General features: G+C 41.3%; 20 protein-coding genes. All 20 read left to right on the forward strand.

Annotation, left to right across the window (positions count from 1 at the left end):
• Nucleotides 1–31 precede the first annotated feature (31 nt).
• Nucleotides 32–508: a MarR family winged helix-turn-helix transcriptional regulator gene (locus MHH26_RS06115; protein ID WP_340972740.1), complete on the forward strand. Its 477-nt coding sequence runs from the start codon at nucleotides 32–34 to the stop codon at nucleotides 506–508.
• Nucleotides 486–3,605 carry an MMPL family transporter gene (locus MHH26_RS06120; protein WP_340972741.1) on the forward strand — a complete coding sequence of 1,040 codons (3,120 nt, stop codon included), beginning with the start codon at nucleotides 486–488 and terminating at the stop codon, nucleotides 3,603–3,605. Before MHH26_RS06115 ends, MHH26_RS06120 begins: the two co-directional genes overlap by 23 nt.
• Nucleotides 3,606–3,636: 31 nt before the next feature.
• Nucleotides 3,637–4,365, forward strand: a complete 729-nt coding sequence (gene ymfI / locus MHH26_RS06125) for an elongation factor P 5-aminopentanone reductase (protein ID WP_307499635.1) — start codon at nucleotides 3,637–3,639, stop codon at nucleotides 4,363–4,365.
• Between the two features lie 73 nt (nucleotides 4,366–4,438).
• Nucleotides 4,439–4,696, forward strand: coding sequence for a DUF3243 domain-containing protein (locus tag MHH26_RS06130; RefSeq protein WP_003211590.1), 258 nt, complete (start codon nucleotides 4,439–4,441; stop codon nucleotides 4,694–4,696).
• 131 nt (nucleotides 4,697–4,827) lie between these two features.
• Nucleotides 4,828–5,619, forward strand: a complete 792-nt coding sequence (locus tag MHH26_RS06135) for a DUF3388 domain-containing protein (protein ID WP_003211480.1) — start codon at nucleotides 4,828–4,830, stop codon at nucleotides 5,617–5,619.
• A 23-nt stretch (nucleotides 5,620–5,642) separates the two neighbouring features.
• Nucleotides 5,643–6,554: a helix-turn-helix domain-containing protein gene (locus MHH26_RS06140; protein ID WP_106030901.1), complete on the forward strand. Its 912-nt coding sequence runs from the start codon at nucleotides 5,643–5,645 to the stop codon at nucleotides 6,552–6,554.
• 75 nt (nucleotides 6,555–6,629) lie between these two features.
• Nucleotides 6,630–7,211 carry a CDP-diacylglycerol--glycerol-3-phosphate 3-phosphatidyltransferase gene (gene pgsA / locus MHH26_RS06145; RefSeq protein WP_034662216.1) on the forward strand — a complete coding sequence of 194 codons (582 nt, stop codon included), beginning with the start codon at nucleotides 6,630–6,632 and terminating at the stop codon, nucleotides 7,209–7,211.
• A 16-nt stretch (nucleotides 7,212–7,227) separates the two neighbouring features.
• Entirely contained in the window at nucleotides 7,228–8,478 is a 1,251-nt protein-coding gene (locus tag MHH26_RS06150) for a competence/damage-inducible protein A (protein ID WP_307499637.1), read from the forward strand.
• Nucleotides 8,479–8,654: 176 nt separating this feature from the next.
• The gene (gene recA / locus MHH26_RS06155; protein ID WP_034662211.1) at nucleotides 8,655–9,695 is read left to right on the forward strand and encodes a recombinase RecA; all 1,041 of its coding nucleotides are present in this window, start codon (nucleotides 8,655–8,657) and stop codon (nucleotides 9,693–9,695) included.
• 499 nt (nucleotides 9,696–10,194) lie between these two features.
• Nucleotides 10,195–11,757, forward strand: a complete 1,563-nt coding sequence (rny, locus tag MHH26_RS06160) for a ribonuclease Y (RefSeq protein ID WP_003211958.1) — start codon at nucleotides 10,195–10,197, stop codon at nucleotides 11,755–11,757.
• A gap of 88 nt (nucleotides 11,758–11,845) precedes the next feature.
• Nucleotides 11,846–12,640, forward strand: a complete 795-nt coding sequence (locus MHH26_RS06165) for a TIGR00282 family metallophosphoesterase (protein ID WP_034662209.1) — start codon at nucleotides 11,846–11,848, stop codon at nucleotides 12,638–12,640.
• A gap of 201 nt (nucleotides 12,641–12,841) precedes the next feature.
• Complete coding sequence (gene spoVS / locus MHH26_RS06170) at nucleotides 12,842–13,102, forward strand: stage V sporulation protein SpoVS (protein WP_003211281.1); 261 nt, start codon at nucleotides 12,842–12,844, stop codon at nucleotides 13,100–13,102.
• A 202-nt stretch (nucleotides 13,103–13,304) separates the two neighbouring features.
• Nucleotides 13,305–16,349: an efflux RND transporter permease subunit gene (locus MHH26_RS06175; RefSeq protein ID WP_340972742.1), complete on the forward strand. Its 3,045-nt coding sequence runs from the start codon at nucleotides 13,305–13,307 to the stop codon at nucleotides 16,347–16,349.
• A 174-nt stretch (nucleotides 16,350–16,523) separates the two neighbouring features.
• Complete coding sequence (gene tdh / locus MHH26_RS06180; protein WP_307499640.1) at nucleotides 16,524–17,588, forward strand: L-threonine 3-dehydrogenase; 1,065 nt, start codon at nucleotides 16,524–16,526, stop codon at nucleotides 17,586–17,588.
• Nucleotides 17,585–18,766: a glycine C-acetyltransferase gene (locus MHH26_RS06185; RefSeq protein ID WP_106030905.1), complete on the forward strand. Its 1,182-nt coding sequence runs from the start codon at nucleotides 17,585–17,587 to the stop codon at nucleotides 18,764–18,766. The genes tdh and MHH26_RS06185 overlap by 4 nt, the downstream gene beginning before the upstream one ends.
• 101 nt (nucleotides 18,767–18,867) lie before the next feature.
• The gene (locus MHH26_RS06190; RefSeq protein ID WP_106071506.1) at nucleotides 18,868–19,983 is read left to right on the forward strand and encodes an MrcB family domain-containing protein; all 1,116 of its coding nucleotides are present in this window, start codon (nucleotides 18,868–18,870) and stop codon (nucleotides 19,981–19,983) included.
• A 90-nt stretch (nucleotides 19,984–20,073) separates the two neighbouring features.
• On the forward strand, nucleotides 20,074–21,600 hold the full coding sequence (gene miaB / locus MHH26_RS06195) for a tRNA (N6-isopentenyl adenosine(37)-C2)-methylthiotransferase MiaB (protein ID WP_060596336.1): 1,527 nt from the start codon (nucleotides 20,074–20,076) through the stop codon (nucleotides 21,598–21,600).
• A 1-nt stretch (nucleotide 21,601) separates the two neighbouring features.
• Nucleotides 21,602–22,036: a RicAFT regulatory complex protein RicA family protein gene (locus tag MHH26_RS06200; RefSeq protein ID WP_106030907.1), complete on the forward strand. Its 435-nt coding sequence runs from the start codon at nucleotides 21,602–21,604 to the stop codon at nucleotides 22,034–22,036.
• 269 nt (nucleotides 22,037–22,305) lie between these two features.
• Nucleotides 22,306–22,851 carry an outer spore coat protein CotE gene (cotE, locus tag MHH26_RS06205; protein ID WP_003212450.1) on the forward strand — a complete coding sequence of 182 codons (546 nt, stop codon included), beginning with the start codon at nucleotides 22,306–22,308 and terminating at the stop codon, nucleotides 22,849–22,851.
• Nucleotides 22,852–22,975: 124 nt separating this feature from the next.
• Complete coding sequence (gene mutS / locus MHH26_RS06210; protein ID WP_340972745.1) at nucleotides 22,976–25,552, forward strand: DNA mismatch repair protein MutS; 2,577 nt, start codon at nucleotides 22,976–22,978, stop codon at nucleotides 25,550–25,552.
• Nucleotides 25,553–25,568 lie beyond the last annotated feature (16 nt).

Below are 25,568 nucleotides of genomic sequence, written 5' to 3' on the forward strand. Positions count from 1 at the left end.
GTTAAACACTTAAACTAAAAAGGAGCAGCGTATGGAACAAAATAAAATTGCACAGCTCATTCAGAGATATGCAGACGTCTATCTCATGATGGAAAAAAAGGTATCGGGTATGATCACGGAAAAGCTTGATAAAGAGCTGACGCTTGATCAGTATTACTCGCTTCGATACATCAATTTACATCCTGGATGTACATCAACTGACCTTGCAAATGTATGTAATGTGAACAAAAGTGCTGTAACCTCCATGACAAATCGTCTTTTTACGAAAAACTATATTGTCCGTGAGCACGATCAAGCCGATCGAAGAAATGTTCACCTATACGTCACGCCAGAGGGCAAAGATGTGGTCAGCCGAATGGAAAAGCAGCTTCAGGTTCTAGTTCGCTCTTATTTTGAAAAGCTGGAAGAAAAAGAAATGGAATCATTTATTCAAACATATGAAAAGATCTATCAAGTGATCATCGAAGAGGAGGCACAAAGTACTAATGAGAGCAATCATAAAGGGTAGATGGCTGATTACGATTCTATGGATCGTATTAGCGGCAGTGTTACTCATCACCGCTCCTAATATGGCGCAATTAACAAAAGAAAAAGGGCAAATTTCTGTACCAGACGGCTATCCGTCCTCATATGCGAATCAGTTATTAAAGAAAATGTCAGAAAACGGCGATACAGAAAAATCAATCGTCATTGTCTTTCAAGAAAAGAACATCGTAAAAGAAAGAGAAACATCTTTAAAAAAGGCAATGGAGATTATAGAAAAAGATCAAGATCTTCATGTAGAGGACATCACTTCTTATTTTGAAGCCAATAAAGATATCAAAAAACAGATGCTCTCTAAAGATGAAACAACGCTTCTTGTTCCAGTTACATATGACTCAAACAAAATCAAAGCTTCCGATTTTAAAGAAAAAGTCAATGAAAAGCTGAAGAGCTTAAATCTGACATTTGAAATGACAGGGCAGCCATTAATTGACGATGATGTGATCACAAGCTCGCAAGAAGGTCTGAAGAAAACAGAGTTCATTACGATTGGGTTTATTCTCATCGTCCTTGTCCTTGTCTTTAGATCAGCTGTGGCGCCTTTCGTTCCATTAGTTGCAGTAGCTCTGTCTTACTTGGTGAGCCAATCCATCGTGGCTTATTTAGTCAAATATCTCGACTTCCCGCTCTCGACCTTTACCCAAATCTTCATGGTCGCGATCATGTTTGGAATAGGAACGGACTACTGCATTCTGCTTCTCAGCCGCTTTAAAGAAGAGATCGCACACGGTAAAGATAAAATTGAGGCGATTCTGATTACGTATAAAACAGCAGGAAAGACCGTCTTATTCAGCGGAATTGCGGTGCTGATCGGTTTTACCTGTATAGGTCTGGCGCAATTCCAGCTCTATAAATCAGCTGTTGCAGTAGCAGTTGGTGTCGCTGTGCTGATTGTGGCGCTTCTCACGATTGTTCCGTTCTTTATGGCGGTTTTAGGAAAAGTGTTATTTTGGCCGATTAAAGGTGATATTGCTCATCCGCAGTCAAAAATGTGGGAAACAGCAGGACGCTTTTCCTTTAAGAAACCACTTTTTAGTTTATTAATCGTAGGAATCATTACGCTTCCGCCCATTCTCATGTATAAAGGAACGCTTTCATATAACAGCTTAGATGAAATCGGTAATAAATACGAATCAGTCAATGCATTCAATACCATTTCTGACAAATTTGGGCCAGGAGAAGCACTTCCGGCAACGATTGTCGTCAAATCAGCTGATTTGTTAGACAACAATAAAGGGCTGATTGCCGTTGAAAAGCTCAGCCGTGCAATTGAACAAACAGATGGCGTAAGTAAAGTGAGAAGTGCGACACGTCCTGTCGGTAAAGGGCTGAGTGATCTATACGTGAAATCACAAGCCAAAGAGTTGAATACCGGACTTGATAAAAGTAATGAAGGCTTGAAAAAAATCCAAGATGCACTGACGACAATGAGTAAATCTATTGAAGATCAAACGCCGCAGATCAAATCATCTGGAAAAGGCATTAACCAGCTGATTTCTGGCACTGAATCAGTGCAAACAGGCATTCAAAACGTCGAGAAATCGTTAAGAAAACTGCAAAATGGAATCGACCAAAATAAAAAAGGTGTAGAAGCCATTAAAGAGGAAATCAAAGGTGCGAAAAAGGAATTAACGGCTCAAGTCGCACAAGTGAATCAACAAGTGTCGCTGTATAAAAGCATTTCCAAAGAATTAAAGGCAGCATTAGCGCAAGTTGATACGTCATCCTCTGCCGCAGCGGATGTAAAAGCATTAATCACACAAGCAAATAAACAATTTAGTACACTCGAAAAACAAATTCCGCAGGTAAAAGAAAATCAATCGTATCAAGCCATCAAAGCTTCATATAATGAACTTTCTACGACCTTGCAAGAAGGAGCGAAACAGGCAGACAGCTATGCCAAACAAGCAAAAGAAGCTAAAAAACAGCTTGAAGCAGCGGATGCCTTTATCGCAAAAGCTTCAGAGCAGCAGAAAGTCTTGACGAGTCAAATTGATGAGCTCATTGCTGGCTTAGACGCAATTGAAACTGGACTTGATCAAACGTCTAAAGGTCAAGGACAGTTAGCTGATAATATGCCGAAGCTTGCAAATGGAGCTGGCAAAGTGATTGATGGTCAAAAACAAATGAAAGAAAAGATTGGCGGCTTTGGTGATGACCTGACCAAGCTGACAGATGGGCTGAACAAGAGCGCAAGTGGCCTGGAGAAAATTTCAAGCGGGTTAATGGGTGCAGGTGACTACTTAGACGAACTGAAAAATGCACCAGATCAAGACATGGCCGGCTGGTTTATCCCAAAAGACGTGCTGAAAAATAAAGCATTCAAGCAAGTATTTGATTCATACATGTCGGATGACCGCAAGATGACAAAAATTGATGTCATTTTAGAAAAAAATCCATATGGCAATGAAGCCTTGTCGACGATCAAACAAGTAGAAGCTTCTGTCGAGCGGGCACTTCCTGAAACGAACCTAAAAGATGCATCATTCGGCGTTTCAGGTGTATCAAGTATGAACGCTGATTTAAAACAGCTGTCAGACCAAGATTTCAATAAGACGGTTCTTTACATGATGATCGGTATTTTCCTCATCCTGGTGATCCTGTTCCGTTCGCTTGTTATGCCGCTGTACTTGGTAGGTTCACTTATTTTGACTTACTTTACAGCTATCGGGATGACAGAATTTATTTTCACCCATTTCTTCGGATACCCGGGCATTAACTGGGCTGTTCCATTCTTTGGATTTGTCATATTAATGGCGCTCGGAGTTGATTATTCGATTTTCTTAATGGAGCGGTTCAATGAATACAAAACAAAAGACATTCAGTTTGCTATGACCGAATCAATGAAGAATATGGGCTCTGTCATTATGTCTGCTGCTGTTATTTTGGCAGGAACCTTTGCAGCAATGCTTCCTTCAGGAGTGCTGTCTCTCCTGCAGATTGCAACACTTGTTCTAACAGGACTTTTGCTGTACGCACTCGTTGTGCTACCATTGTTCGTACCTGTGATGGTGAAATTGTTCGGATCAGCTAACTGGTTCCCATTTAAACGAAAAGAATAGATATTTCAAATAGAAAGTAGGAATCCATGTGATGAGTCGTTGGGCGCTGATAACAGGTGCCAGTGGCGGGATTGGGCAGGCTGCAGCCAAAAAGCTTGCCCATGAAGGCTGCCACGTGATGCTCCATTATCACAAAAATGAACAGGCAGCCGTGCAGCTTGCCGCTCAGCTGGAAGAAACATGTCATATTCAGACGCACGTCGTTCAAGCGGATTTAGCTAAAATGGGCGGAGCAGATGAGCTCGTCAGCCGTCTGCCTGTATCCCCAGATATTCTTGTATTTAATAGCGGTAAAAGTCATGTCGGATTAGTGACAGATACAGAAAAAGATGTATTAGCCAGTATGGTGCAGCTGCATGTCACAAGTCCATATGAGCTCACCCAACACCTATTGCCAGCCATGATTCAAAAAAAAGCAGGTCATATTGTTGTAGTAAGCTCGATATGGGGAGAAACAGGTGCATCGTGTGAAGTGCTGTACAGCATGGTGAAGGGGGCGCAAAATGCGTTTATTAAAGGTCTGGCAAAAGAGCTTGCCCCAAGTGGAATTAGAGCAAATGCTGTTTCGCCAGGTGCTGTCCGTACAGACATGATGAAAAGCTTCACACAAGAAGATATTGCAATGCTTGAGGAAGAAATCCCGCTTGGCCGGCTTGCATCACCTGAAGAGATTGCAAATGTCATTTGGTTTCTCGCCTCAAAGCAGTCAAGTTATATGACAGGTCAAATTTTATCCGTTAATGGCGGCTGGTACTGTTAAAAAACGTGTATAATTCGTCTCTCCATGACAAAAGCTATGGCTGTAATTCATCTTTTCGAATGGAGGAATCGACATGTCAGTACTTGAGAACTGGGACCATTGGAAAAACTTTTTAGGTGACCGTTTAAATCATGCGCAGGATAAAGGTTTAAAAGATGATACCATCAATAACCTTGCGTATGAAATTGGCGGATATTTAGCTAACGAAGTTGAAGCAAAGAACGAGCAAGAAAGAGTACTTGCTGACCTTTGGAGCGTTGCATCAGAAGATGAGCAGCGCGCTATTGCCAATATGATGGTCAAGCTGGTTGAAAATAATAGCTCGCACTAAACAAAAAGAGGGGTCGTTTGTGCCTCTCTTTTTATTTTAACCGTTTAGCAACATTGTGCTTTCTAAAAATGTGAAAATGCTTTATGATAAAGGAAGGTAAAAATTTGCCACAATGAAGGGGGTAATATCATTTGGCAAAGCTCGAATGGTATTTTGAATATGAGATACAGGTAAACCGTCCCGGACTATTAGGAGACATTTCTTCTCTAATGGGGATGCTTTCAATTAATATTGTGACAATTAATGGTGTTGATGTATCAAGACGCGGAATGCTTTTGCGCTGTGACCACACAGATCAAATTAAGCGCCTTGAATCAATTTTAAATACAATGGAAACGATAAAAGTAACGAAATTAAGACAGCCAAAACTTCGTGACCGCTTAGCGGTTCGTCACGGCAGATATATTCAGCGTGATGCGGATGACAAAAAGACGTTCCGTTTTGAAAGGGACGAGCTTGGTCTTCTTGTTGATTTTATGGCTGAACTATTTAAAAAAGAAGGACATAAATTGATTGGGATTCGCGGGATGCCGCGTGTCGGAAAAACAGAATCAATTGTAGCTTCAAGTGTATGTGCCAGCAAGAGATGGCTTTTTGTATCGTCCACTCTTTTGAAACAGACGATCCGAAGTCAGCTGATTGCGGATGAATACAGCCCAGATAACGTCTTTATTATTGATGGGATTGTGTCGACGCGAAGAGGTTCTGAGAAGCACTTGCAGCTTTTAAGAGAAATTATGAGACTGCCGGCAACGAAGGTGGTTGAGCATCCAGACATCTTTATTCAAAATTCAGAATATACAATGGATGATTTCGACTATATCATTGAATTGCGTAATAGTGCAGATGAAGAGATTACATATGAGCACGCTGAAGAACCACAAGTGTTTGATCATTCTGGTTTTTCTGGCTTCGATTTTTAATATGGTAATGGTAGGTGTTTGTTTTGACTGAATTGGGAAAACGGCTCATTGAGGCCAGAGAGGAAAAAGGGATGTCGCTGGAGGATCTTCAGACGGTGACCAAAATCCAAAAGCGCTACTTGCTAGCAATCGAACAAGGAAACTATGATATTATTCCAGGTAAATTTTACGTCAGAGCGTTTATTAAACAATATGCCGAAGCCGTTGGACTGAATCCTGAACAATTGTTCGAAGAATTTCGTAAAGATGTACCGAGCACGTATAACGATGAAGTATCTGATAAATTATCAAATATTAAGCCGCAAAGAGAGCTGCCAAAGCCTGCCTCGAAGGTGCTTGAGCTGCTGCCGACCATCTTGATTATTGGAGGCGTCCTTGTGGTCATCGCGATCATTTATGTAATTGTGCAGGCGGTCAATCATGATAGCGGGCAGAAGAACAATCAGACGGCTCCTCAGCAGTCAGAATCTAAATATGAAGTATCTGAGGATTCATCTCTTGCAAAGGATCAAAAGAAAAAAGAAAAAGCTTCGTCAGATGATCAAGAAAAATCATCTAAAAAAGATGACTCATCAAAGGATTCATCCAAAGACGATGAAACGGTCTCTTTGAAGGCAACGAATACGGAAGGCTCAACGACAACGTATGAAGTGTCAGGTGCAGATGAGATGGAGTTAACCATTTCTGCAACAAAAGCTTCATGGCTGCGCGTCAGAGACGAATCTGGAAAAGTGCTGAAGATGGGTGAACTAAAAGATGGCGAATCGTTTAAAACAGACTTGTCTGAGCTCTCTCAGGTCGATATCCGTCTAGGCAATGCGACTGGAATTGATATCAAGGTGAATGACGAAACGCTTAAGTACGAATTAGACCCTAAAAACACCATGACACAAAACATTGTGATTGTGAATAAAGGAAAGGAAAAGTCATCTTAAGCAAGTAGATGACTTTTCTTTTGTTCCTACTATTATATATACATAAAAAAATGGCTTATTGGAGGATTGAATTTCATGTTTAACTTACCGAATAAAATAACTCTTTCTAGGATCGCCTTGATCCCTGTTTTTATGATCATTATGCTTGCACCTTTAGATTGGGGTGTTGCGCGTTTTGGTAACGTCAGCATCGAAGTGACACATCTTGTTGGAGCAATCCTGTTTATTGTCGCTTCGACAACTGACTGGATTGATGGGTACTATGCGCGTAAACTGAACTTAGTGACAAACTTTGGTAAATTTTTAGATCCGCTTGCAGATAAATTGCTTGTTTCAGCTGCTTTAATTATACTTGTTCAATACAACCTCACACCGGCATGGATGGCGATTGTGATCATTAGCCGTGAATTTGCTGTAACCGGTCTAAGGCTTGTATTAGCCGGAGGCGGTGAAGTGGTAGCAGCTAATATGCTTGGAAAAGTGAAAACATGGGCGCAAATCATTGCGATTTCAGCACTTCTATTGCATAACCTGCCATTTGAACTTGTATCATTCCCGTTTGGTGACCTTGCGATGTGGGTAGCAGTGTTCTTCACTGTTGTGTCAGGCTGGGATTACTTTGCAAAAAACTGGGAAGCTTTAAAGAATTCTAACTAAAAAGGACGTGTACGCTTTGAAGTCAGAGAGAAAAGCAGAAATTATTGCAGTCGGGTCCGAACTTTTGCTAGGGCAAATTACGAATACGAATGCACAATTTATCAGCAAACAGCTAGCTGAAATTGGTGTGAATGTTTATTACCACACAGCAGTTGGTGACAATCCAGAGCGTTTAAAAAGGGCCATTCAAGTGGCGCAGGAAAGATCGAATTTTATTATCTTCTCAGGTGGTCTTGGACCAACCAAAGATGATTTAACAAAAGAAACCATTGCGAGTACGCTCGGAAAAGAGCTCGTGCTAAATGAAGAAGCATTTGAATCCATTCAAGACTACTTTCGAAAGACTGGACGAGACATGTCGCCGAATAACCGTAAGCAGGCACTCGTTCTAGAAGGATCTGATGTGCTCGTAAACCGGTTTGGGATGGCCCCAGGTATGTTTATTCAAGGAGACGATACATTTTATATGTTGCTTCCTGGACCGCCAAGTGAACTGCATCCGATGTTTGAGAACGAGGCGAAGCCGCTGATTTCTGAGAAACTGGGTTTAAAGGAAAAAATCGTGTCTGTTGTTCTCCGCTTCTTCGGAATCGGTGAATCACAGCTTGAAACAGACCTAGAAGATTTAATTGATGCTCAAACCAACCCGACGATTGCACCTCTCGCATCTGACGGTGAAGTGACACTTAGGCTCACGGCTAAGCATGAGGATGAAAAAGAAACGGAGCGTCTGTTAAAAGAAACAGAAGCGAAAATTTTAGCGCGGGTAGGTGAGTACTTCTACGGGTATGGTGATACATCACTTGTCCGTGAAGCTTCCAAGGCCTTGCACGCACACGGGAAAACAGTGGCAGCGGCTGAGAGCCTGACTGGCGGAATGTTTTCTGAATGGCTGACAGATCTTGAAGGTGCATCGTCGATTTTAAGCGGCAGTGTCGTTTGTTATACAAATCAAGTCAAACAGCAGGTGCTTGGCTGCCGGGAGGAAACGTTGTCTTCTCATGGTGCTGTCAGCAAAGAGTGTGCTCTAGAGCTTGCTGAAGGTGCTAGAAAGCTCGCGGGAAGTGATATTGGCATTAGTTTTACGGGTGTAGCAGGCCCTGATACCCACGAGGGACAGCCGGTCGGAAAAGTGTTCATTGGGCTATCTACGAAAGACCATACAGACGTGTTTGAATGGATGTTTACAGGAAGCCGGTCGGGCATTCGAAAGCGCGCTGTGAAATACGGTCTGCATCACTTGCTCAATTTATTAAAAGAGAGTTAATTTTGTTTTTTGTTAGGTTTACTCCTTTATAAAAGAGTGTTTTTTCTAATAGAAATCACTCTTTTCTTAAAAATCTGCCAAGAAAAAATCGAATATGTGTTCGTTTTTTTCTTGGCAAATGACGTAAAACAAGGTATAGTATAGATAGTGGAATTGATAAAGGAGGAAACAATAGAATGAGTGATCGTCAAGCAGCCTTAGATATGGCTCTTAAACAAATAGAAAAACAGTTTGGTAAAGGCTCTATTATGAAACTAGGAGAGCAAACAGATACACGCATTTCAACAGTACCGAGTGGTTCGTTAGCACTTGATACTGCACTTGGAATAGGTGGATATCCTCGCGGCCGTATTATTGAAGTATATGGTCCAGAGAGTTCTGGTAAAACGACAGTAGCACTTCATGCCATTGCTGAGGTTCAGCAGCAGGGAGGACAAGCTGCATTTATCGATGCAGAGCATGCGCTCGATCCAGTTTACGCTCAAAAACTAGGTGTCAATATTGATGAGCTGTTACTTTCTCAGCCTGATACAGGAGAACAAGCACTTGAAATTGCAGAAGCTCTTGTCCGTAGTGGTGCAGTTGATATTGTTGTTATTGACTCAGTAGCTGCTCTTGTACCAAAAGCAGAGATTGAAGGGGACATGGGTGATTCACATGTTGGTTTACAAGCACGTTTGATGTCCCAAGCACTTCGTAAACTATCAGGTGCCATTAATAAATCGAAAACAATTGCCATCTTTATTAACCAAATTCGTGAAAAAGTTGGGGTCATGTTCGGTAACCCTGAAACAACGCCAGGTGGACGTGCGCTTAAGTTCTATTCGTCTGTTCGTTTAGAAGTGCGCCGTGCTGAACAGCTGAAGCAGGGCAATGACATTATGGGGAATAAAACGAGAATTAAAGTGGTGAAAAACAAAGTAGCACCGCCATTCCGTATTGCAGAAGTAGACATTATGTACGGTGAAGGAATCTCAAAAGAGGGCGAAATCATCGACCTTGGAAGCGAACTAGATATCGTACAAAAGAGCGGTGCTTGGTATTCTTATCAAGAGGAACGTCTTGGGCAAGGCCGCGAAAATGCGAAACAGTTCCTTAAAGAAAACAAAGATATTCTTCTCATGATTCAAGAACAAATTAGAGAACACTACGGTTTGGACACAAACGGAGTGAAAGCAGCTGAAGAAGAAGAAGGACAAGAGGAATTGGAAATTTAAAAACTAAAAGACGCTGAAAAGCGTCTTAGATGGTTGACAAAGGGCTAAAATGATCTTTATTTTAGCCCTTTGTCTTCTTTTCAGCGTGATAGAAAACCTTTGAAGTCTAGGAAGGGCGAGTACCGGAGCGGAGCGAATTAAACATTCGTGAGCACCGGAGCGCAGACCTGACTCCGAATGCGAGGGTTTGTCTACACGCTGAGACGCTGAAAAGCGTCTTTTTTTTACATTTACATGACAGCTAGCAGGTCAAAAGTTCTGTCTTTGCTTGAAATAACGACTTACGCCTCAGTCTGACTAGCTTGACAAGTATTTCCGACACAATTACAATGGGAATGTATCACTTGTTTTTCTTAACATGATTGATAACTAATTTAAACTTGACAAGGGCAGTGAGGATCTCATTCCCTGTGAAGGCCCTGTATGTTGAGACACAAAACAATGTACATGCCGACACTTTATTTGTAAAACCAAGTTCATAGCAAGAGGAGGTGAAAATATGTCGCCTACGATGTTTACGATCATCTCCATTTTGCTGAGCCTAATCTGTTTAGTTGTTGGCTACTTTGTTCGTAAAACCATTGCAGAAGCAAAAATATCCGGCGCAAGAAACATGGCCGAACAAATTGTTGAGGATGCAAAGCGTGATGCGGAAGCATTGAAGAAAGAAGCGCTCTTGGAAGCGAAAGATGAAATTCATTCCTTTCGTGTAGAGGCGGAGCAAGAAGTTCGTGAAAGACGTAATGAGCTTCAAAGACAAGAAAACCGTTTACTTCAAAAAGAGGAAAATCTTGATCGCAAAGACGAATCTTTAGATAAACGGGAGTCCCTGTTGGAGAAGAGAGATCATTCTCTGAATGAACGACAACAACATATTGAAGAGATGGAAAGCAAAGTGGATGATATGATTCGTTTGCAGAAAGCCGAGTTAGAACGCATTTCTAGTTTAACTCGAGATGAAGCGAAACAAATCATTCTGGATCAAGTTGAAAATGAGCTTTCCCACGACATTGCAGTCATGACGAAAGAATCTGAAAACCGAGCGAAAGAAGAGGCTGATAAAAAGGCGAAAAACATTCTTTCACTTGCGTTACAGCGTTGTGCAGCTGATCATGTAGCTGAAACGACGGTATCTGTAGTCAATCTTCCAAATGATGAGATGAAAGGTCGTATTATCGGACGTGAAGGACGAAATATCCGTACGTTAGAAACGTTAACAGGTATTGACTTGATCATAGATGATACACCTGAAGCTGTTATCCTATCGGGCTTTGATCCGATTAGACGTGAAACAGCGAGGATAGCTCTGGACAAGCTAGTCCAGGATGGCCGCATTCATCCTGCACGAATTGAAGAAATGGTGGAAAAATCACGCCGTGAAGTCGATGATTATATCCGCGAGATGGGTGAGCAAACGACATTCGAAGTCGGAGTTCACGGTCTGCATCCGGATCTCATCAAAATTCTCGGTCGCTTAAAATTCCGTACAAGTTATGGACAAAATGTCCTGAAGCATTCAATTGAGGTTGCACATCTTGCAGGTCTCATGGCTTCAGAGCTTGGAGAAGATGCAAAGCTTGCAAAACGAGCAGGTCTTCTGCATGACATTGGAAAAGCCATTGATCATGAAGTAGAAGGAAGCCACGTAGAAATTGGCGTTGAGCTTGCGACGAAATATAAAGAGCATCCTGTTGTCATCAACAGTATTGCCTCTCACCACGGTGACCAAGAACCGACATCTATTATCGCTGTTCTTGTTGCGGCAGCAGATGCATTATCTGCAGCACGCCCTGGTGCAAGAAGTGAAACGCTTGAAAATTACATTCGGAGACTTGAGAAATTAGAAGATATCTCTGAATCTTATGAAGGTGTTGAAAAATCGTTTGCGATACAGGCTGGACGTGAAGTACGTATTATGGTGAAGCCAGATTCAATTAATGATCTTGAAGCTCACCGTCTAGCAAGGGATATTCGTAAGCGGATTGAGGACGAGCTCGATTACCCTGGTCACATTAAAGTGACGGTCATTCGAGAAACTCGCGCAGTAGAGTATGCAAAATAGAGCGGTGCGCTTAGCGCCGCTTTATTTTTTTGTGTAAATATGCAACACTGATAAGAAGTCAATTTATAAGAGAAAGGGTTCAAAGCGCATGAAAATATTATTTGTTGGAGATATCGTCGGTTCACCTGGACGAGACACACTGAAAGAATACTTACCAAAGCTAAAGAAGAAATATCAGCCCCACTTTACCATTGTCAACGGAGAAAATGCTGCTCATGGGAAAGGGATAACTGAAAAAATCTATCATGAGCTGCTGCAAGCAGGAGCTGACGTGCTTACAATGGGCAACCATACATGGGATAAAAGAGACATTTTTGATTTCATCGATGACGCAGCCAACATGGTTCGTCCGGCGAACTTCCCAGAAGGCACACCTGGTAAAGGTCTTACGTTTATAAAAAAACAAGGAAAAGAACTGGCCGTCATCAATTTACAAGGACGCACTTTTTTACCGCCAATTGACTGCCCGTTTCAAAAAGTAGACGAGTTAATTGCGGAAGCATCCAAACGTACACCGTTCATTTTTATTGATTTTCATGGTGAAGCCACAAGTGAAAAGCAAGCGATGGGCTGGTATACAGACGGCCGTGCATCATGTGTCGTTGGAACGCATACACATGTTCAAACAGCAGATAACCGCGTTTTGCCAAAAGGAACTGCGTATATTTCAGATGTGGGAATGACAGGACCTTATGATGGCATTTTAGGTGTTGATCGGGAGACGATTATTAAACGATTCAAAACGAGTCTTCCAGTCCGTTTTGAGATTGCAGAAGGACGCACAACATTAAGTGCAGTAATCGTAGAAATTGACGAACAGTCGAAAAAAGCTGTCAAAATTGATCGAATTTTGATAAATGATGACCATATTTTCTTTGAATAAATGTTCACATATTTATTTCAGAAAAATATTAATCAGAAAGAAGGAATATGCGCCCTCTATCGTGAATATAGTAAAAATGGTAGGTAGCCTGCTATTTTTGAAAAACATTTTGGGGATGGATTTTCAAAAAATAGCATCATCTAACAAAGATTGTTCTAATGAACACTCACTTATCCATTGTAAATTTAAGGGGGAGCAGAAATGGAAATTTTAAAAGTTTCAGCAAAGTCAAATCCGAATTCAGTAGCAGGAGCATTAGCAGGCGTTTTACGTGAACGCGGTGCAGCGGAAATACAAGCAATCGGCGCTGGAGCGCTGAATCAGGCGGTCAAGGCTGTAGCCATAGCAAGGGGATTTGTTGCACCAAGCGGAGTGGATTTGATATGCATTCCAGCCTTTACTGACATTCTTATCGATGGAGAAGAAAGAACAGCAATCAAATTGATTGTTGAACCACGATAATTCTAATTTTATTATTTTCAACCTGCTTACATCATGTAAGCAGGTTGTTTTTGTTTACCACTATACATTTCTTATATAACATATTCAGTTCATGAAATTGATAAAAATGACATATTAGAGCTTGCATTTTTTCACCATGATGATAAATTAAGGTTAAGTTAAAAATACTTCATCAAAAATAAATATTTAAGTAGGTGAAATAATGATTGAAGCTTTTTTGAAAAGAGGAAAGCTTGTTTTTATTTTATTTTTTATTGTTCTCATTGCTGGCGGCTATTTATTCGCGCAGCTTCCTAAGCGAGAACTGCCAGAATTCCAAGCGAATATCGTCACGATTTCCACCGTGTTTCCTGGTGCGGATGCAAAACAGGTGGAAATTGATGTAACCAATAAGCTCGAATCAGCCATATCTGATATCAATGGTGTAGAGAAAACGAGCTCTGTTTCTGCCATTGGTTTTTCAAATATTGTGCTTGAAATTGGTGATCAAGCCGACTTTCAAGAGGTGGCAAGTCAAATTAAGAATGAAACCACAAGTGCTGCGTCGTCCTTTCCTGACGGAGTGATGGAGCCGGATGTAAAGGATGAGTTCGGCAACGTGCCGGTTGGTTCTTATATGGTTGTGGCGAGTCAATCAACAGACTTAGCAAATAGTCAGGAATCGCTGCGTGCGTTGAAGGAAAAGGTTGAGGACATCAAAGGGGTAGACAGTGTCGTCATCAAAGGATTCAATGACAAACAAGCGGTATTAAACTTAGATTCAAGTAAATTGGAGGATGAAGGGTTAAATGTAACGGATGTCACAAATGCCATCAATCAGGAATTTGACACATCTCCACTAGGCGACATTCGGGCAGGTGGCGAGAAGGTTAAGCTGTCCATTGATGCCTATGATCGTTTGGATCAAGTGAAAAAGATTGAGCTTTTCTCCAAATCGAACCGTGAGCCGGTCACAATCAGTCAGCTTGGCAGCTTAAAAGAAGTAGAAAAAGAGAAAAGTGACATTGTGTCGTATAACGGAAAGCCCGCCTATTCATTTACAGTCAATATCAAACCAGGGCTTGATATTCCTAAAATGTATGACAAAGTCAGTGATGTTATTGAGAAAGAGAAGCAGCTTCCAAATGGTGTGGAGTGGGTAGACTACTATTCACAAAAAAGTGATGTGGATGCCATTTTTAATGATTTGATAAAAGAAGCCATTGTTGCGGTCATCGCTGTCATTATCGTCACCACACTTGGTCTTACCATTGGCGGTGCGTTCATCGTTTCACTTGCCATCCCATTATCGATCACAATCGGAACGATTCCGCTGCCATTTTTACAAGTGGACCTCAATCAGATTTCGATTATCGGCTTTATCATTGCCCTAGGAATACTTGTCGATGATGCCATTGTCGTCAACGATAATATTTTAAGGCAGATGAAAAAATACGAAAGTCCGCTTAAAGGAACGATTGCAGGTGTGAAAGAAGTTGCAGGGTCTATTTTGACTTCAACACTTGCGGTTGTGTTTGCTTTCTTGCCACTTGTTTTCTTATCAGGTGCAAACGGTTCATTTATACGAGCATTACCGTCTGTCCTAGTCACGACTGTACTTGCGTCTATGGTGATTTCTCTGACACTAGTGCCAGTCTATCAATATACCGTGAACCGAAAAAGAAAGAACAAGAAAATTCAAAAAGAGCCAGGATTCCTAGGCAAACCGTTAAAAAAATTAGCTGATTTTTATGCAGACCGTGTGCTGACGAATATTGTGAAGCGTCCGCTGCTTATTGGCCTAAGTGGTTTGCTCGTTGCAACGCTTGCCTTTTTACTGATTTTCGTCACACCATTTGAATTTTTCCCTGCAGCGAATAAGAAAGAAGTGGTTGTCACTGTCACACTTCCAAGTGAAACAACATTAGACAAAACAAATGAAACATTAGAGAAAATAGAACAAGAGATGAAACAGCAGAAAGGCATTGAAGAGACGGCGATCTTTGCAGGCGGCGGTGTACCGAACCTGTTTAATGAAAGTATCTCAAATGCAAGTGATCATACTGGTCAAGTTGTCGTGAGAGTAGACAATGATCAGATGACGAGTAAACAATTGATAGATCGTATGACAGAGCCATTGCGTAAGAAATTCAAAGATGCTGATATTTTTATGAAAACCATTGTTCAAGGACCGCCAACCGGTGCGCCTGTGACAGTAACCATTGCGGGTGACTCTTTTGCAAAGCTCATTAATATCAAAGAAACGCTCACAAGTAAAATGAAAGAAAAAGGAGCGAGCTTGATCACTGACGATGTCAATCAGCCGGTAAAAACCATCTCCTTTGAGTTAAACCGTGACCGAATGGCAGAGGATGGGCTCAGCGCTCAGTTTGTCAGCAAACAGCTCGGTCTAGTGACAGAAGGCATGCCATTAGGCAGCTTTAAACAAGGATCAAATGATATCGACCTAGTGGTCAAACAGGATATGGCTACACACCAAAATGGATTAAAGCTAAAAGAAATAAAAGTGCCTGTCAATTCAAATGAAGGTGGTATGCCTTCACTCGAGCCGCTTAGCCGATATGTAAAAGAAAAAGAAACAGAGCAGTACGAAAGCATTCCACATGAAAATGGAATTCCGACCATTACGCTGAAGGCGTACCCTGGCACGTCAGAGTCGTTTAAAGATGACATGAAAGAAGTCGTCAATCAAGTAGGAAAAACGGATGCAGCGAAGGAGCTAACCATTTCTCAAGGTGGAGAAAATGAAGATCAAACCCAGTTCTTTATTGAAATTAGTCTCTTATTTGGGGTTGTCTTGCTGCTCATTTATGTGACCATCGCTTTTCAGTTCAATTCATTGATGCTTCCATTGTTAGTTCTAGGTACGGTTTACTTAGCGATATCTGGAGCTGTTATAGGACTGTTTGTCACACAAACACCGTTCAGCTTCATGGCAACAATGGGAATTGTCTCATTAGCTGGTATCGTGGTCCGAAATGCGGTTGTCTTGTTCGAATTTATTGAGCAGCGGCGTAAGCAAGGATTCGATCAACAGACAGCTGTCATTGAAGCGGGAAGAGCTAGGATTAGGCCAATTTTACTAACAGCATTTACAGCACTGGTTGCCCTTATGCCTGTAGCATTAAGTAATGATCCGCTCTTTAAGCCGCTGGCAATCTGCATAGTTTCGGGTGTCTTTTTCTCAACGATTCTCACACTCTTCATTGTGCCAGCCTTATATATTGCCGTTTCAAAAAGACGGTGACGCAAAAAGCAAATCTCCTTCTCTACGGGGATTTGCTTTTTTTTTAGAAAAATATCCAAAAAAATATGTGGAGTGTTCATTTGTCTTTTTACAGTAGACAGTGGTATTTACGACTAAAATAAGACGTGTTAAAATCTCATTGGGAGAAGTTTTTTAACAAAGGGGTTGTACGTCATGTGTGGAAAGATGAAAGCAATTGTTAAAAAAGAAAGCGCTTACGGAGCGGTGCTGATGGAGATGCCGATTCCAGAAATCAATGATCATGAAGTATTGATTCAGGTGAAAGCCACTTCGATATGCGGAACAGACGTGCATATTTATAACTGGGATGAGTGGGCAAAAGGAAGAGTCAAAGCGCCCTACATTTTTGGACATGAATTTACAGGGGAAGTTGTCAAAGTAGGGAAGCAAGTCTCACGTGCAAAAGTAGGGGATTTTGTATCGGCAGAGACACATGTTGTATGTAATCAGTGCTATATGTGTTTAACCGGTCAGCAGCATTTGTGCAGTGAAACGAAAATTTTAGGGGTAGACATTGACGGCTGCTTTGCTGAATATGTCAAAGTACCTGAACAAAATGTGTGGCACAATCCAGCTCAAATGCCAGTAGAGCTTGCATCTATCCAAGAGCCGCTTGGAAATGCTGTTCATACAGTGCTGCACACACCCGTTTCAGGTAAGTCAGTGGTGATTTTCGGCTGCGGACCAATCGGTTTAATGGCGATCGCCGTCGCGAAAGCTTCCGGTGCTGTCCAAGTGTTTGCTGTCGATCAAAACGAATACAGGCTGGATCTTGCCCGAAAAATGGGGGCAGACCATATCGTGGATATTGGAAAAGATGATCCTGTTGAGGTGATTAAGCAGTTCACACGGATGGAAGGAGCAGATGTGATATGCGAGATGTCAGGACATCCAGTTGCCATTAATCAAGCACTCGAAGCTTGTGCAAATGGAGGGAAAGTCAATATACTAAGCTTGCCAGAACGGCCAGTGACAATTGATATTACGAATCAAATTGTTTTTAGGGGATTAACCGTCCAAGGAATCACGGGGAGAAAAATGTTTGAGACGTGGCGTCAAGTATCTGAGTTATTAAGAACGAATACCATCGATGTCCAGCCAGTTGTCACCCATACGCTGCCATTTGAACAGTTCGAAAAGGGATTTGAACTCATGAGAAATGGTACGTGCGGAAAGGTCGTACTGATGCTGCCATCAAATCAAAGGGGGAAGAAATGATGAAAGAATTCACGTATTTACAAGATGAATTGGAAACAATGAAGCAGCAAGGCACCCACCAAACATTGAAAGAGATCGACTCAAAACAATCATCCACTGTGACATTAAATGAACAATCTGTCATACAGCTCTCCTCAAATAACTACTTAGGCCTCACCTCACATCCAAGGCTGATGAAAGCGGCAAAAGAGGCAATTGATGAATTTGGTGCTGGCACAGGGTCTGTACGAACCATCGCCGGCACAATGACGATGCACGAACGTCTTGAAAAAAAGCTCGCTGCATTTAAAAAGACAGAGGCAGCCCTTGTGTTCCAATCAGGCTTTACGACCAACCAAGGGGTCTTATCAAGTATCCTGACAAAAGATGATATTGTGATTTCAGATGAACTGAATCATGCCTCAATCATTGACGGCATCCGATTAACAAAAGCAGATAAAAAGGTATACGGTCATTCCAATATGGAAGAGCTTGAGAAAATTTTAAAGAAATCTATGAATTACCGCGTGCGTCTCATCGTCACAGACGGTGTGTTCTCGATGGATGGAGATATTGCGCCACTTCCTGAGATTGTGAGGATCGCAGAAGCATATGATGCATTTGTGATGGTAGACGATGCGCATGCCTCGGGCGTGCTTGGTGAAAATGGCCGCGGGACAGTCAACCATTTTAAACTCGACGGCAGAGTGCATATTCAGGTTGGGACACTTAGTAAGGCTGTCGGAGTGCTTGGCGGCTATGTAGCGGGTTCAGCAGTTTTAATTGATTATTTAAAACATAAAGCAAGACCGTTTTTATTCAGCACCTCACATCCGCCAGCAGTGACTAGAGCGTGTGAAGAAGCGATTGAAGTGCTGTTAGATGAACCGGAGCGAATTGGCACGCTCTGGGAGAACGCCGCCTATTTTAAAGAAAAAGTCGTCAGTCTTGGATTTCAGGTTGCACCCACAGAAACACCGATTATTCCAATTATGATTGGAGACGAAGCCCTTACTTTCCGCTTTTCAAAGGCTTTAATAGAGCGAGGCGTGTTTGCTCAAGGCATCGCCTTCCCAACTGTGGCAAAAGGAAAAGCGAGAATTAGAGCCATCATCACAGCAGAGCACACAAAAGAAGAACTAGACCGTGCACTGACGGTGATCGAAGAAGAAGCAAAAAAACTGAACATACTTGATTGAGAGAGCGCAGGCTCTCTTTTTTTGCACTATTCTTTCCATATTTCATCAAATCTACCGTTTGTTATGTATAATGTATGTAAAAAGATCTATTGAGGTAAGTGATGAGAGAAATGTTATTTAATAAAGATGAGTTTTATAAGCAATTTTTAGATTATAAGAACAATGCAAGAACAGATAAGAATCACCCTTTTCACAAAATGTTTAATAAAGAAATACCAAACAAAATTCAATGTGAATTAGAAAAACGTCATATGAGGAATTTGGATAGGATCGATATTAAAGCATCTACAGGAAATGGAAAAGTTGCAGAATGTTTTTGGATTGCACTTTTAGACAGGAGATTAACCACAAATCCTAATTCCCAAAAAACAACGACACAAAAAGGAATATTTATTGTTATTTTATTTGCTGAGAACGGGGAAGATTTTTATTTAACAATTGAAACTGGAACTGAAAATTTATCTTTGTCTGAAATTAAAGAAGAGGCAGCCGTTTGGAGGGAAAGGCTACAGCCAGAATTAAAGCACCATAAAAGATTAGAGGGCTTTCATATAGGTGATTTTCATTTGGGTAAATCATTAAGACCTAAAAAATATGTAGCAAGCTCATTGGTCTTTAAAAAGTATAATATTGATCATTTTGACCATCACCAATTAATAGAAGATATCAATTCTTTAAACGAGTTTTTTTATGATTTTGTTTACGAAGTATATTTGGATCAGGACCTTACTCCAAAAGTGGAACATCAGAACAAATTTAAAAGAAAAAGAATCATTCATAGAGATGTTTATAAACAATTAAGAGAAGAAAGAGCAAAGCAAAACGAAGAGACAGGTAGAATAGCTGAGAAATTTGTTTATCATATGGAAGTAGAGCAATTAAAAGCAGCGGGTCAGGAACAATTAGCGGAAGCTGTCAATTGGGTGGCTGAAACGGAAGATGGTCATGGATTTGATATCAAATCTTATTACCCCGATGGAAAAGAGAAACTCATAGAAGTAAAAGGATCTAAACTGACTCATCAAGACTTTCCATTTTTCTTATCTGAACAAGAAAGAATGGTAGCAGAAGAGGAAAAAGAAGCATATGTGATTACTTTAGTTGAGAGTGTCGGTACACAGCAGATGAAAATTGTCAAAGAAATACAAAACCCTTTAGGCAAAGACGATCTACATCTGAAACCTACTCAATATTCATGCCGAATTCGTGTGGATTGAAAAGTGATGGCATATATGAATTTATTTTCAATTCATCACAAAATAGTCTATACTGTAGGGTGGAGCTTGGTTTGAAAGGAGTACAAATTCATGAATGAAGAGCAGAGAAAAGCGAGCGGACAAGTAAGTTCATCGGACAAAAAATCCGAGAAGGACTACAGCCAGTATTTTGAAGCTGTGTACATTCCGCCTTCCTTAAAAGAAGCAAAAAAACGGGGTAAAGAAGAAGTCGAATACAATCAATTTCAAATTGACGAGCGGTTTCAAGGTTTAGGGAACGGCCGCAAGTTTTATATTCGCACATATGGCTGTCAAATGAATGAGCATGACACAGAAGTGATGGCTGGTATCTTTATGGCGCTTGGTTATGAGCCAACAAACTCAACGGAAGATGCAAATGTCATCTTATTAAACACTTGTGCGATTCGTGAAAATGCGGAAAACAAAGTGTTCGGAGAGCTTGGTCATTTAAAAGCATTAAAGCGTGAAAAGCCAGATTTAATTTTAGGTGTCTGCGGATGTATGTCGCAAGAGGAATCTGTCGTCAACCGTATTTTGAAGAAACATCCATTTGTTGATTTGATTTTCGGTACACACAACATTCACCGCCTGCCAGAGCTATTATCTGAATGCTACCTTTCAAAAGAAATGGTCATCGAGGTTTGGTCAAAAGAAGGCGATGTAATTGAAAACCTTCCGAGAGCCCGCCAAGGAAAAATTAAGGGCTGGGTGAATATTATGTACGGTTGTGATAAATTCTGTACATACTGTATCGTCCCTTACACGCGCGGTAAGGAAAGAAGCCGCCGCCCGGATGAAATTATCCAAGAGGTCAGACGTTTAGCGGCAGAAGGATATAAGGAAATTACCCTTCTTGGTCAAAACGTGAATGCGTATGGAAAAGATTTTGAAGACATGGAATATGGTCTTGGACACCTGATGGATGAGCTGCGTAAAATCGATATTCCGCGTATCCGTTTTACAACAAGCCACCCGCGTGACTTTGACGATCACTTAATTGAAGTGCTTGCTAAGGGTGGGAACCTTCTCGATCATATTCATTTGCCAGTTCAATCAGGCAGTTCTTCTGTCTTGAAACTCATGGCGAGAAAATATGACCGTGAGCGTTATCTTGATCTTGTGCGCAAAATCAAAGAAGCCATGCCAAATGCTTCATTAACAACGGACATTATTGTTGGGTTCCCAAATGAGACAGATGAGCAGTTTGAGGAAACACTTTCCCTCTATCGCGAGGTTGAGTTTGATGCCGCTTATACGTTCATTTACTCTCCAAGAGAAGGAACACCAGCAGCGAAAATGCAAGACAATGTGCCAATGCATGTGAAAAAAGAACGTCTGCAGCGCCTGAATGCCCTCGTGAATGAAATTTCCGCGAAAAAAATGAAGGAATATGAAGGGCAGACTGTCGAAGTATTAGTAGAGGGTGAAAGTAAAAACAACCCTGAAATCCTAGCCGGATATACAAGTAAAAGCAAGCTTGTGAATTTTAAAGCACCAAAAGAAGCGATTGGCAACATCGTCAAAGTGAAAATCACACAAGCCAAAACTTGGTCTCTTGACGGAGAAATGGTTGGAGAAGCTATCGAGGTGAATTAAAATGACGCTTTATTCAAAAAAAGAGATTGTCGAGCGTGCAAGAGAGCTCGCTAAAATGATTTCTGAAACAGAAGAAGTTGATTTCTTCAAGAAAGCAGAAGCGCAAATCAATGAAAATACAAAAATTTCAACGATTATTAATCAAATTAAGGCGCTTCAAAAACAAGCTGTGAATTTAAAGCATTACGGCAAACATGAAGCCTTAAAGCAAGTGGAAGAAAAAATCGATGCCCTGCAAGAAGAACTGGATGACATCCCGGTGATTCAAGAATTCAAAGAATCACAAGTGGAAGTCAATTCCCTGCTTCAGCTCGTAGCGCATACGATTTCTAATCAAGTAACAGATGAAATCATTCTTTCAACCGGCGGTGACCTCTTATTAGGAGAAACCGGTTCAAAAGTGAAAAACTCATCACCAAGTTGCTCCATTAAATGAGAAAACCCCGCAGATGCGGGGTTTTTTGCTTTGCTACCATCATTTTTTGAAAGAACAGAAGAAATTCACCCTTCCCGTTCTATCTCTTGCTTCGTCACCCCAAAATCTCTCACTCTCCAACTTTTCCAATTTTCAAGGCAAGTTTATGGGCGACCATGCATACACTGAAACAGAAATGAATTTAATTGAACATGAAGTTCAAAATCGTGACACACTAGACGAATGCCCAGCATAAGATAAAACGATCAAGAACAAGGAGGCATGCCGGAATGTCTGAATACAGAGAGATTATTACAAAAGCGGTGGTTGCAAAAGGGAGGAAATTCACCCAAAGCACACACACCATTTCTCCATCGCAAAAACCAACCAGCATCCTAGGTGGTTGGATCATTAATCATAAGTATGATGCTGAAAAGGTCGGTAAAACTGTTGAGATTGAAGGAACCTTTGATATTAACGTATGGTATTCTTACGCTGATAACACAAAAACAGAAGTCGTCACAGAACGAGTGAAATATGTAGACATCATCAAACTGAGATATAAAGATAAAAATTTCCTTGATGATGAGCATGAAGTGATTGCAAAAGTGCTGCAGCAGCCGAATTGCTTAGAAGTGACCATTTCTCCAAACGGCAATAAAATTATCGTTCAAGCAGAGCGGGAATTCATTGCTGAAGTGGTAGGAGAAACAAAAATTGTTGTAGAGGTCAATTCAAGCTGGAAAGAAAAAGATGATCACGAGTGGGAAGAAGAGGTGGATGAGGAGTTAGAGGATATTCATCCAGAATTCCTAGCGGGTGATCCAGAAGAGTAATTGATGACTAGGGCGCATATCCCCCTAGTTTTTTTGTGTCCTATCTAGGAGAAAAAAGGGGATTTTTTATGCTATAATGAAAGATGGTATGAATTCGAATGTAATATAGTGAGGGATTAGAAATATGGCAAGTTATACGCCCATGATACAGCAATATTTAAAGATCAAGGCAGAGTATCAAGATGCCTTTTTATTTTTTCGCTTAGGCGATTTTTATGAGATGTTTTTTGATGACGCAAAAGAAGCGGCACAAGAATTGGAAATTACGTTAACAAGCAGAGATGGCGGGACAATACCAATGTGCGGTGTTCCTTATCATTCTGCTTCTGCATACATAGAACAATTGATTTCAAAAGGCTACAAGGTCGCGATTTGTGAGCAGGTGGAAGATCCTAAAACGGCAAAAGGTGTCGTCAAAAGAGAAGTCGTTCAACTCATTACACCAGGTACGGTGATGGATGGTAAAGGCTTAAGTGAAAACGAAAACAACTTCATTGCATCTGTTACAAGATTTGAAAATGGATACGGACTTGCACTTTCCGATTTATCTACAGGTGAAAATATGGTGGCTTTCATCGATCGATTAGATGAAGTCGTGTCTGAAATTTATTCTGTCGGTGCAAAAGAAATTGTGGTGTCAAAGCAGCTGGATGAAGAAACAGTCAAGACCTTAAAGGATCGGTGCCAAGCGACCATTTCATACGAAGATAGTGATGATTTGATCGATGAAGCTGAGCGACTCGTGTCCCACCTGAACGAGCATCTAAGATCGGCCTTTTTGACATTATATGCTTATTTAAGAAGAACGCAAAAAAGAAGTCTCGATCACCTTCAGCAAGTTCAAGTGTTTGAGCTCGAACAAACAATGAAAATTGATCTTTACTCAAAACGAAATCTTGAATTAACAGAGACGATCCGCTCAAAAAGCAAGAAGGGCTCTTTATTATGGCTGCTAGATGAAACAAAAACAGCGATGGGCGGAAGGCTGCTCAAACAATGGATCGACCGGCCGTTAATTCGTCTTTCGCAAATTAAGGAACGTCAGGAAATGGTGCAAATTTTGATGGATCATCTCTTTGAACGAGAGGATCTGCGAGAACGATTAAAGCAAGTATATGATCTCGAACGTTTAGCTGGACGCGTCGCATTTGGCAACGTGAATGCCCGTGATCTCATTCAGTTAAAGGAATCCTTAAAACAAGTACCAGCCATTAAAGAGCTTGTGCATTCATTGCCAGAGGAAATGGCGAAATCAAGAGCGAATGATATTGACCCTTGTGGTGACTTACTTGATTTATTAGAAGATGCGCTATATGAGAATCCGCCGATGACGTTAAAAGAAGGCAATTTGATTAAAGACGGCTACAATGCAAAATTAGATGAATACCGTGATGCCAGCCGAAATGGGAAGGACTGGATTGCACGGCTTGAACAGCAAGAAAGAGAATACACAGGCATTCGCTCCTTAAAAGTCGGGTTTAATAAAGTGTTCGGTTATTATATCGAAGTGACACGCGCGAATACGCATCTTCTGGAGGAAGGGCGTTATGAAAGAAAACAAACGCTTGCCAATGCAGAGAGGTATATTACACCTGAATTGAAAGAAAAAGAAGCGCTGATTCTTGAGGCAGAATCAAATATAAGCGAACTGGAATATGAACTATTCGCAGCTCTCAGGGAACAAGTGAAAGTCTATATTCCGAGATTACAGCTGCTCGCAAAACAAATGAGTGAGCTGGATGCCCTCCAATGTTTTGCGACTGTCAGTGAAAAGCGCCGTTATATCCGTCCGGAATTCTCAGAGGATGAGGTGGATGTCATAGATGGCCGTCACCCAGTCGTTGAAAAAGTGATGGATCATCAGGAGTATGTGCCAAATGACTGCCATATGGGAAAAGGCCGGCAAACCTTACTCATTACTGGACCGAATATGTCAGGGAAAAGTACGTATATGAGACAAATGGCGCTTATCTCAATTCTTGCGCAAATTGGCTGCTTTGTGCCGGCATCAAAGGCGACCCTTCCGATCTTTGATCAAATCTTTACACGCATTGGTGCGGCAGATGATTTGATTTCTGGTCAGAGTACTTTTATGGTAGAGATGCTTGAAGCAAAAAATGCGATGGTGCATGCAACGAAAAACAGCTTGATCTTATTTGATGAAATTGGACGCGGGACAAGCACTTATGATGGAATGGCTCTTGCGCAGGCAATCATTGAATTTGTTCACGATCATATTGGTGCCAAAACGCTATTTTCTACACATTACCATGAGCTCACAGTCCTTGAGTCTCAATTAAGCGAGCTGAAAAATGTCCATGTACGTGCTGAAGAGCATGAAGGCACGGTCGTTTTCTTACATCAAATCAAAGAGGGGGCAGCTGATAAAAGCTATGGTATTCATGTAGCGCAGCTTGCTGAATTGCCTGATGCCATCATCGATAGGGCCCAGACCATTTTGACGGAGCTTGAGAGCGGATCACATGAAGTGACCCCGCACGTATCTGCAGCCCCAAAAACAGAAAAGACCGAGGAAAAACAGCAGCTTTCTTTCTTTGAAGTAGAAGAAAAACCGCAAACTAAACCAGTTCTAAAACAGAAAGATCAAGCGGTGATCGAGGAATTAAAGTCTTTCAACCTAATGGATATGACCCCGCTCGAAGCGATGACAAAGCTATATGAATTGCAAAAGAAATTATAATATAAGGTGAGGTGAG

Origin of the sequence: Bacillus sp. FSL K6-2839, from assembly GCF_038003365.1 — a bacterium.
Taxonomy (GTDB): domain Bacteria; phylum Bacillota; class Bacilli; order Bacillales; family Bacillaceae; genus Bacillus.

Bases quoted from the DNA above. Each gene is read 5' to 3' on its own strand.
- MHH26_RS06115 (WP_340972740.1), top strand. From the start codon at position 32: ATGGAACAAAATAAAATTGCACAGCTCATTCAGAGATATGCAGACGTC.
- MHH26_RS06120 (WP_340972741.1), top strand. From the start codon at position 486: ATGAGAGCAATCATAAAGGGTAGATGGCTGATTACGATTCTATGGATC.
- ymfI (WP_307499635.1), top strand. From the start codon at position 3,637: ATGAGTCGTTGGGCGCTGATAACAGGTGCCAGTGGCGGGATTGGGCAG.
- MHH26_RS06130 (WP_003211590.1), top strand. From the start codon at position 4,439: ATGTCAGTACTTGAGAACTGGGACCATTGGAAAAACTTTTTAGGTGAC.
- pgsA (WP_034662216.1), top strand. From the start codon at position 6,630: ATGTTTAACTTACCGAATAAAATAACTCTTTCTAGGATCGCCTTGATC.
- recA (WP_034662211.1), top strand. From the start codon at position 8,655: ATGAGTGATCGTCAAGCAGCCTTAGATATGGCTCTTAAACAAATAGAA.
- rny (WP_003211958.1), top strand. From the start codon at position 10,195: ATGTCGCCTACGATGTTTACGATCATCTCCATTTTGCTGAGCCTAATC.
- MHH26_RS06165 (WP_034662209.1), top strand. From the start codon at position 11,846: ATGAAAATATTATTTGTTGGAGATATCGTCGGTTCACCTGGACGAGAC.
- spoVS (WP_003211281.1), top strand. From the start codon at position 12,842: ATGGAAATTTTAAAAGTTTCAGCAAAGTCAAATCCGAATTCAGTAGCA.
- MHH26_RS06175 (WP_340972742.1), top strand. From the start codon at position 13,305: ATGATTGAAGCTTTTTTGAAAAGAGGAAAGCTTGTTTTTATTTTATTT.
- tdh (WP_307499640.1), top strand. From the start codon at position 16,524: ATGTGTGGAAAGATGAAAGCAATTGTTAAAAAAGAAAGCGCTTACGGA.
- MHH26_RS06185 (WP_106030905.1), top strand. From the start codon at position 17,585: ATGATGAAAGAATTCACGTATTTACAAGATGAATTGGAAACAATGAAG.
- MHH26_RS06190 (WP_106071506.1), top strand. From the start codon at position 18,868: ATGAGAGAAATGTTATTTAATAAAGATGAGTTTTATAAGCAATTTTTA.
- miaB (WP_060596336.1), top strand. From the start codon at position 20,074: ATGAATGAAGAGCAGAGAAAAGCGAGCGGACAAGTAAGTTCATCGGAC.
- MHH26_RS06200 (WP_106030907.1), top strand. From the start codon at position 21,602: ATGACGCTTTATTCAAAAAAAGAGATTGTCGAGCGTGCAAGAGAGCTC.
- cotE (WP_003212450.1), top strand. From the start codon at position 22,306: ATGTCTGAATACAGAGAGATTATTACAAAAGCGGTGGTTGCAAAAGGG.
- mutS (WP_340972745.1), top strand. From the start codon at position 22,976: ATGGCAAGTTATACGCCCATGATACAGCAATATTTAAAGATCAAGGCA.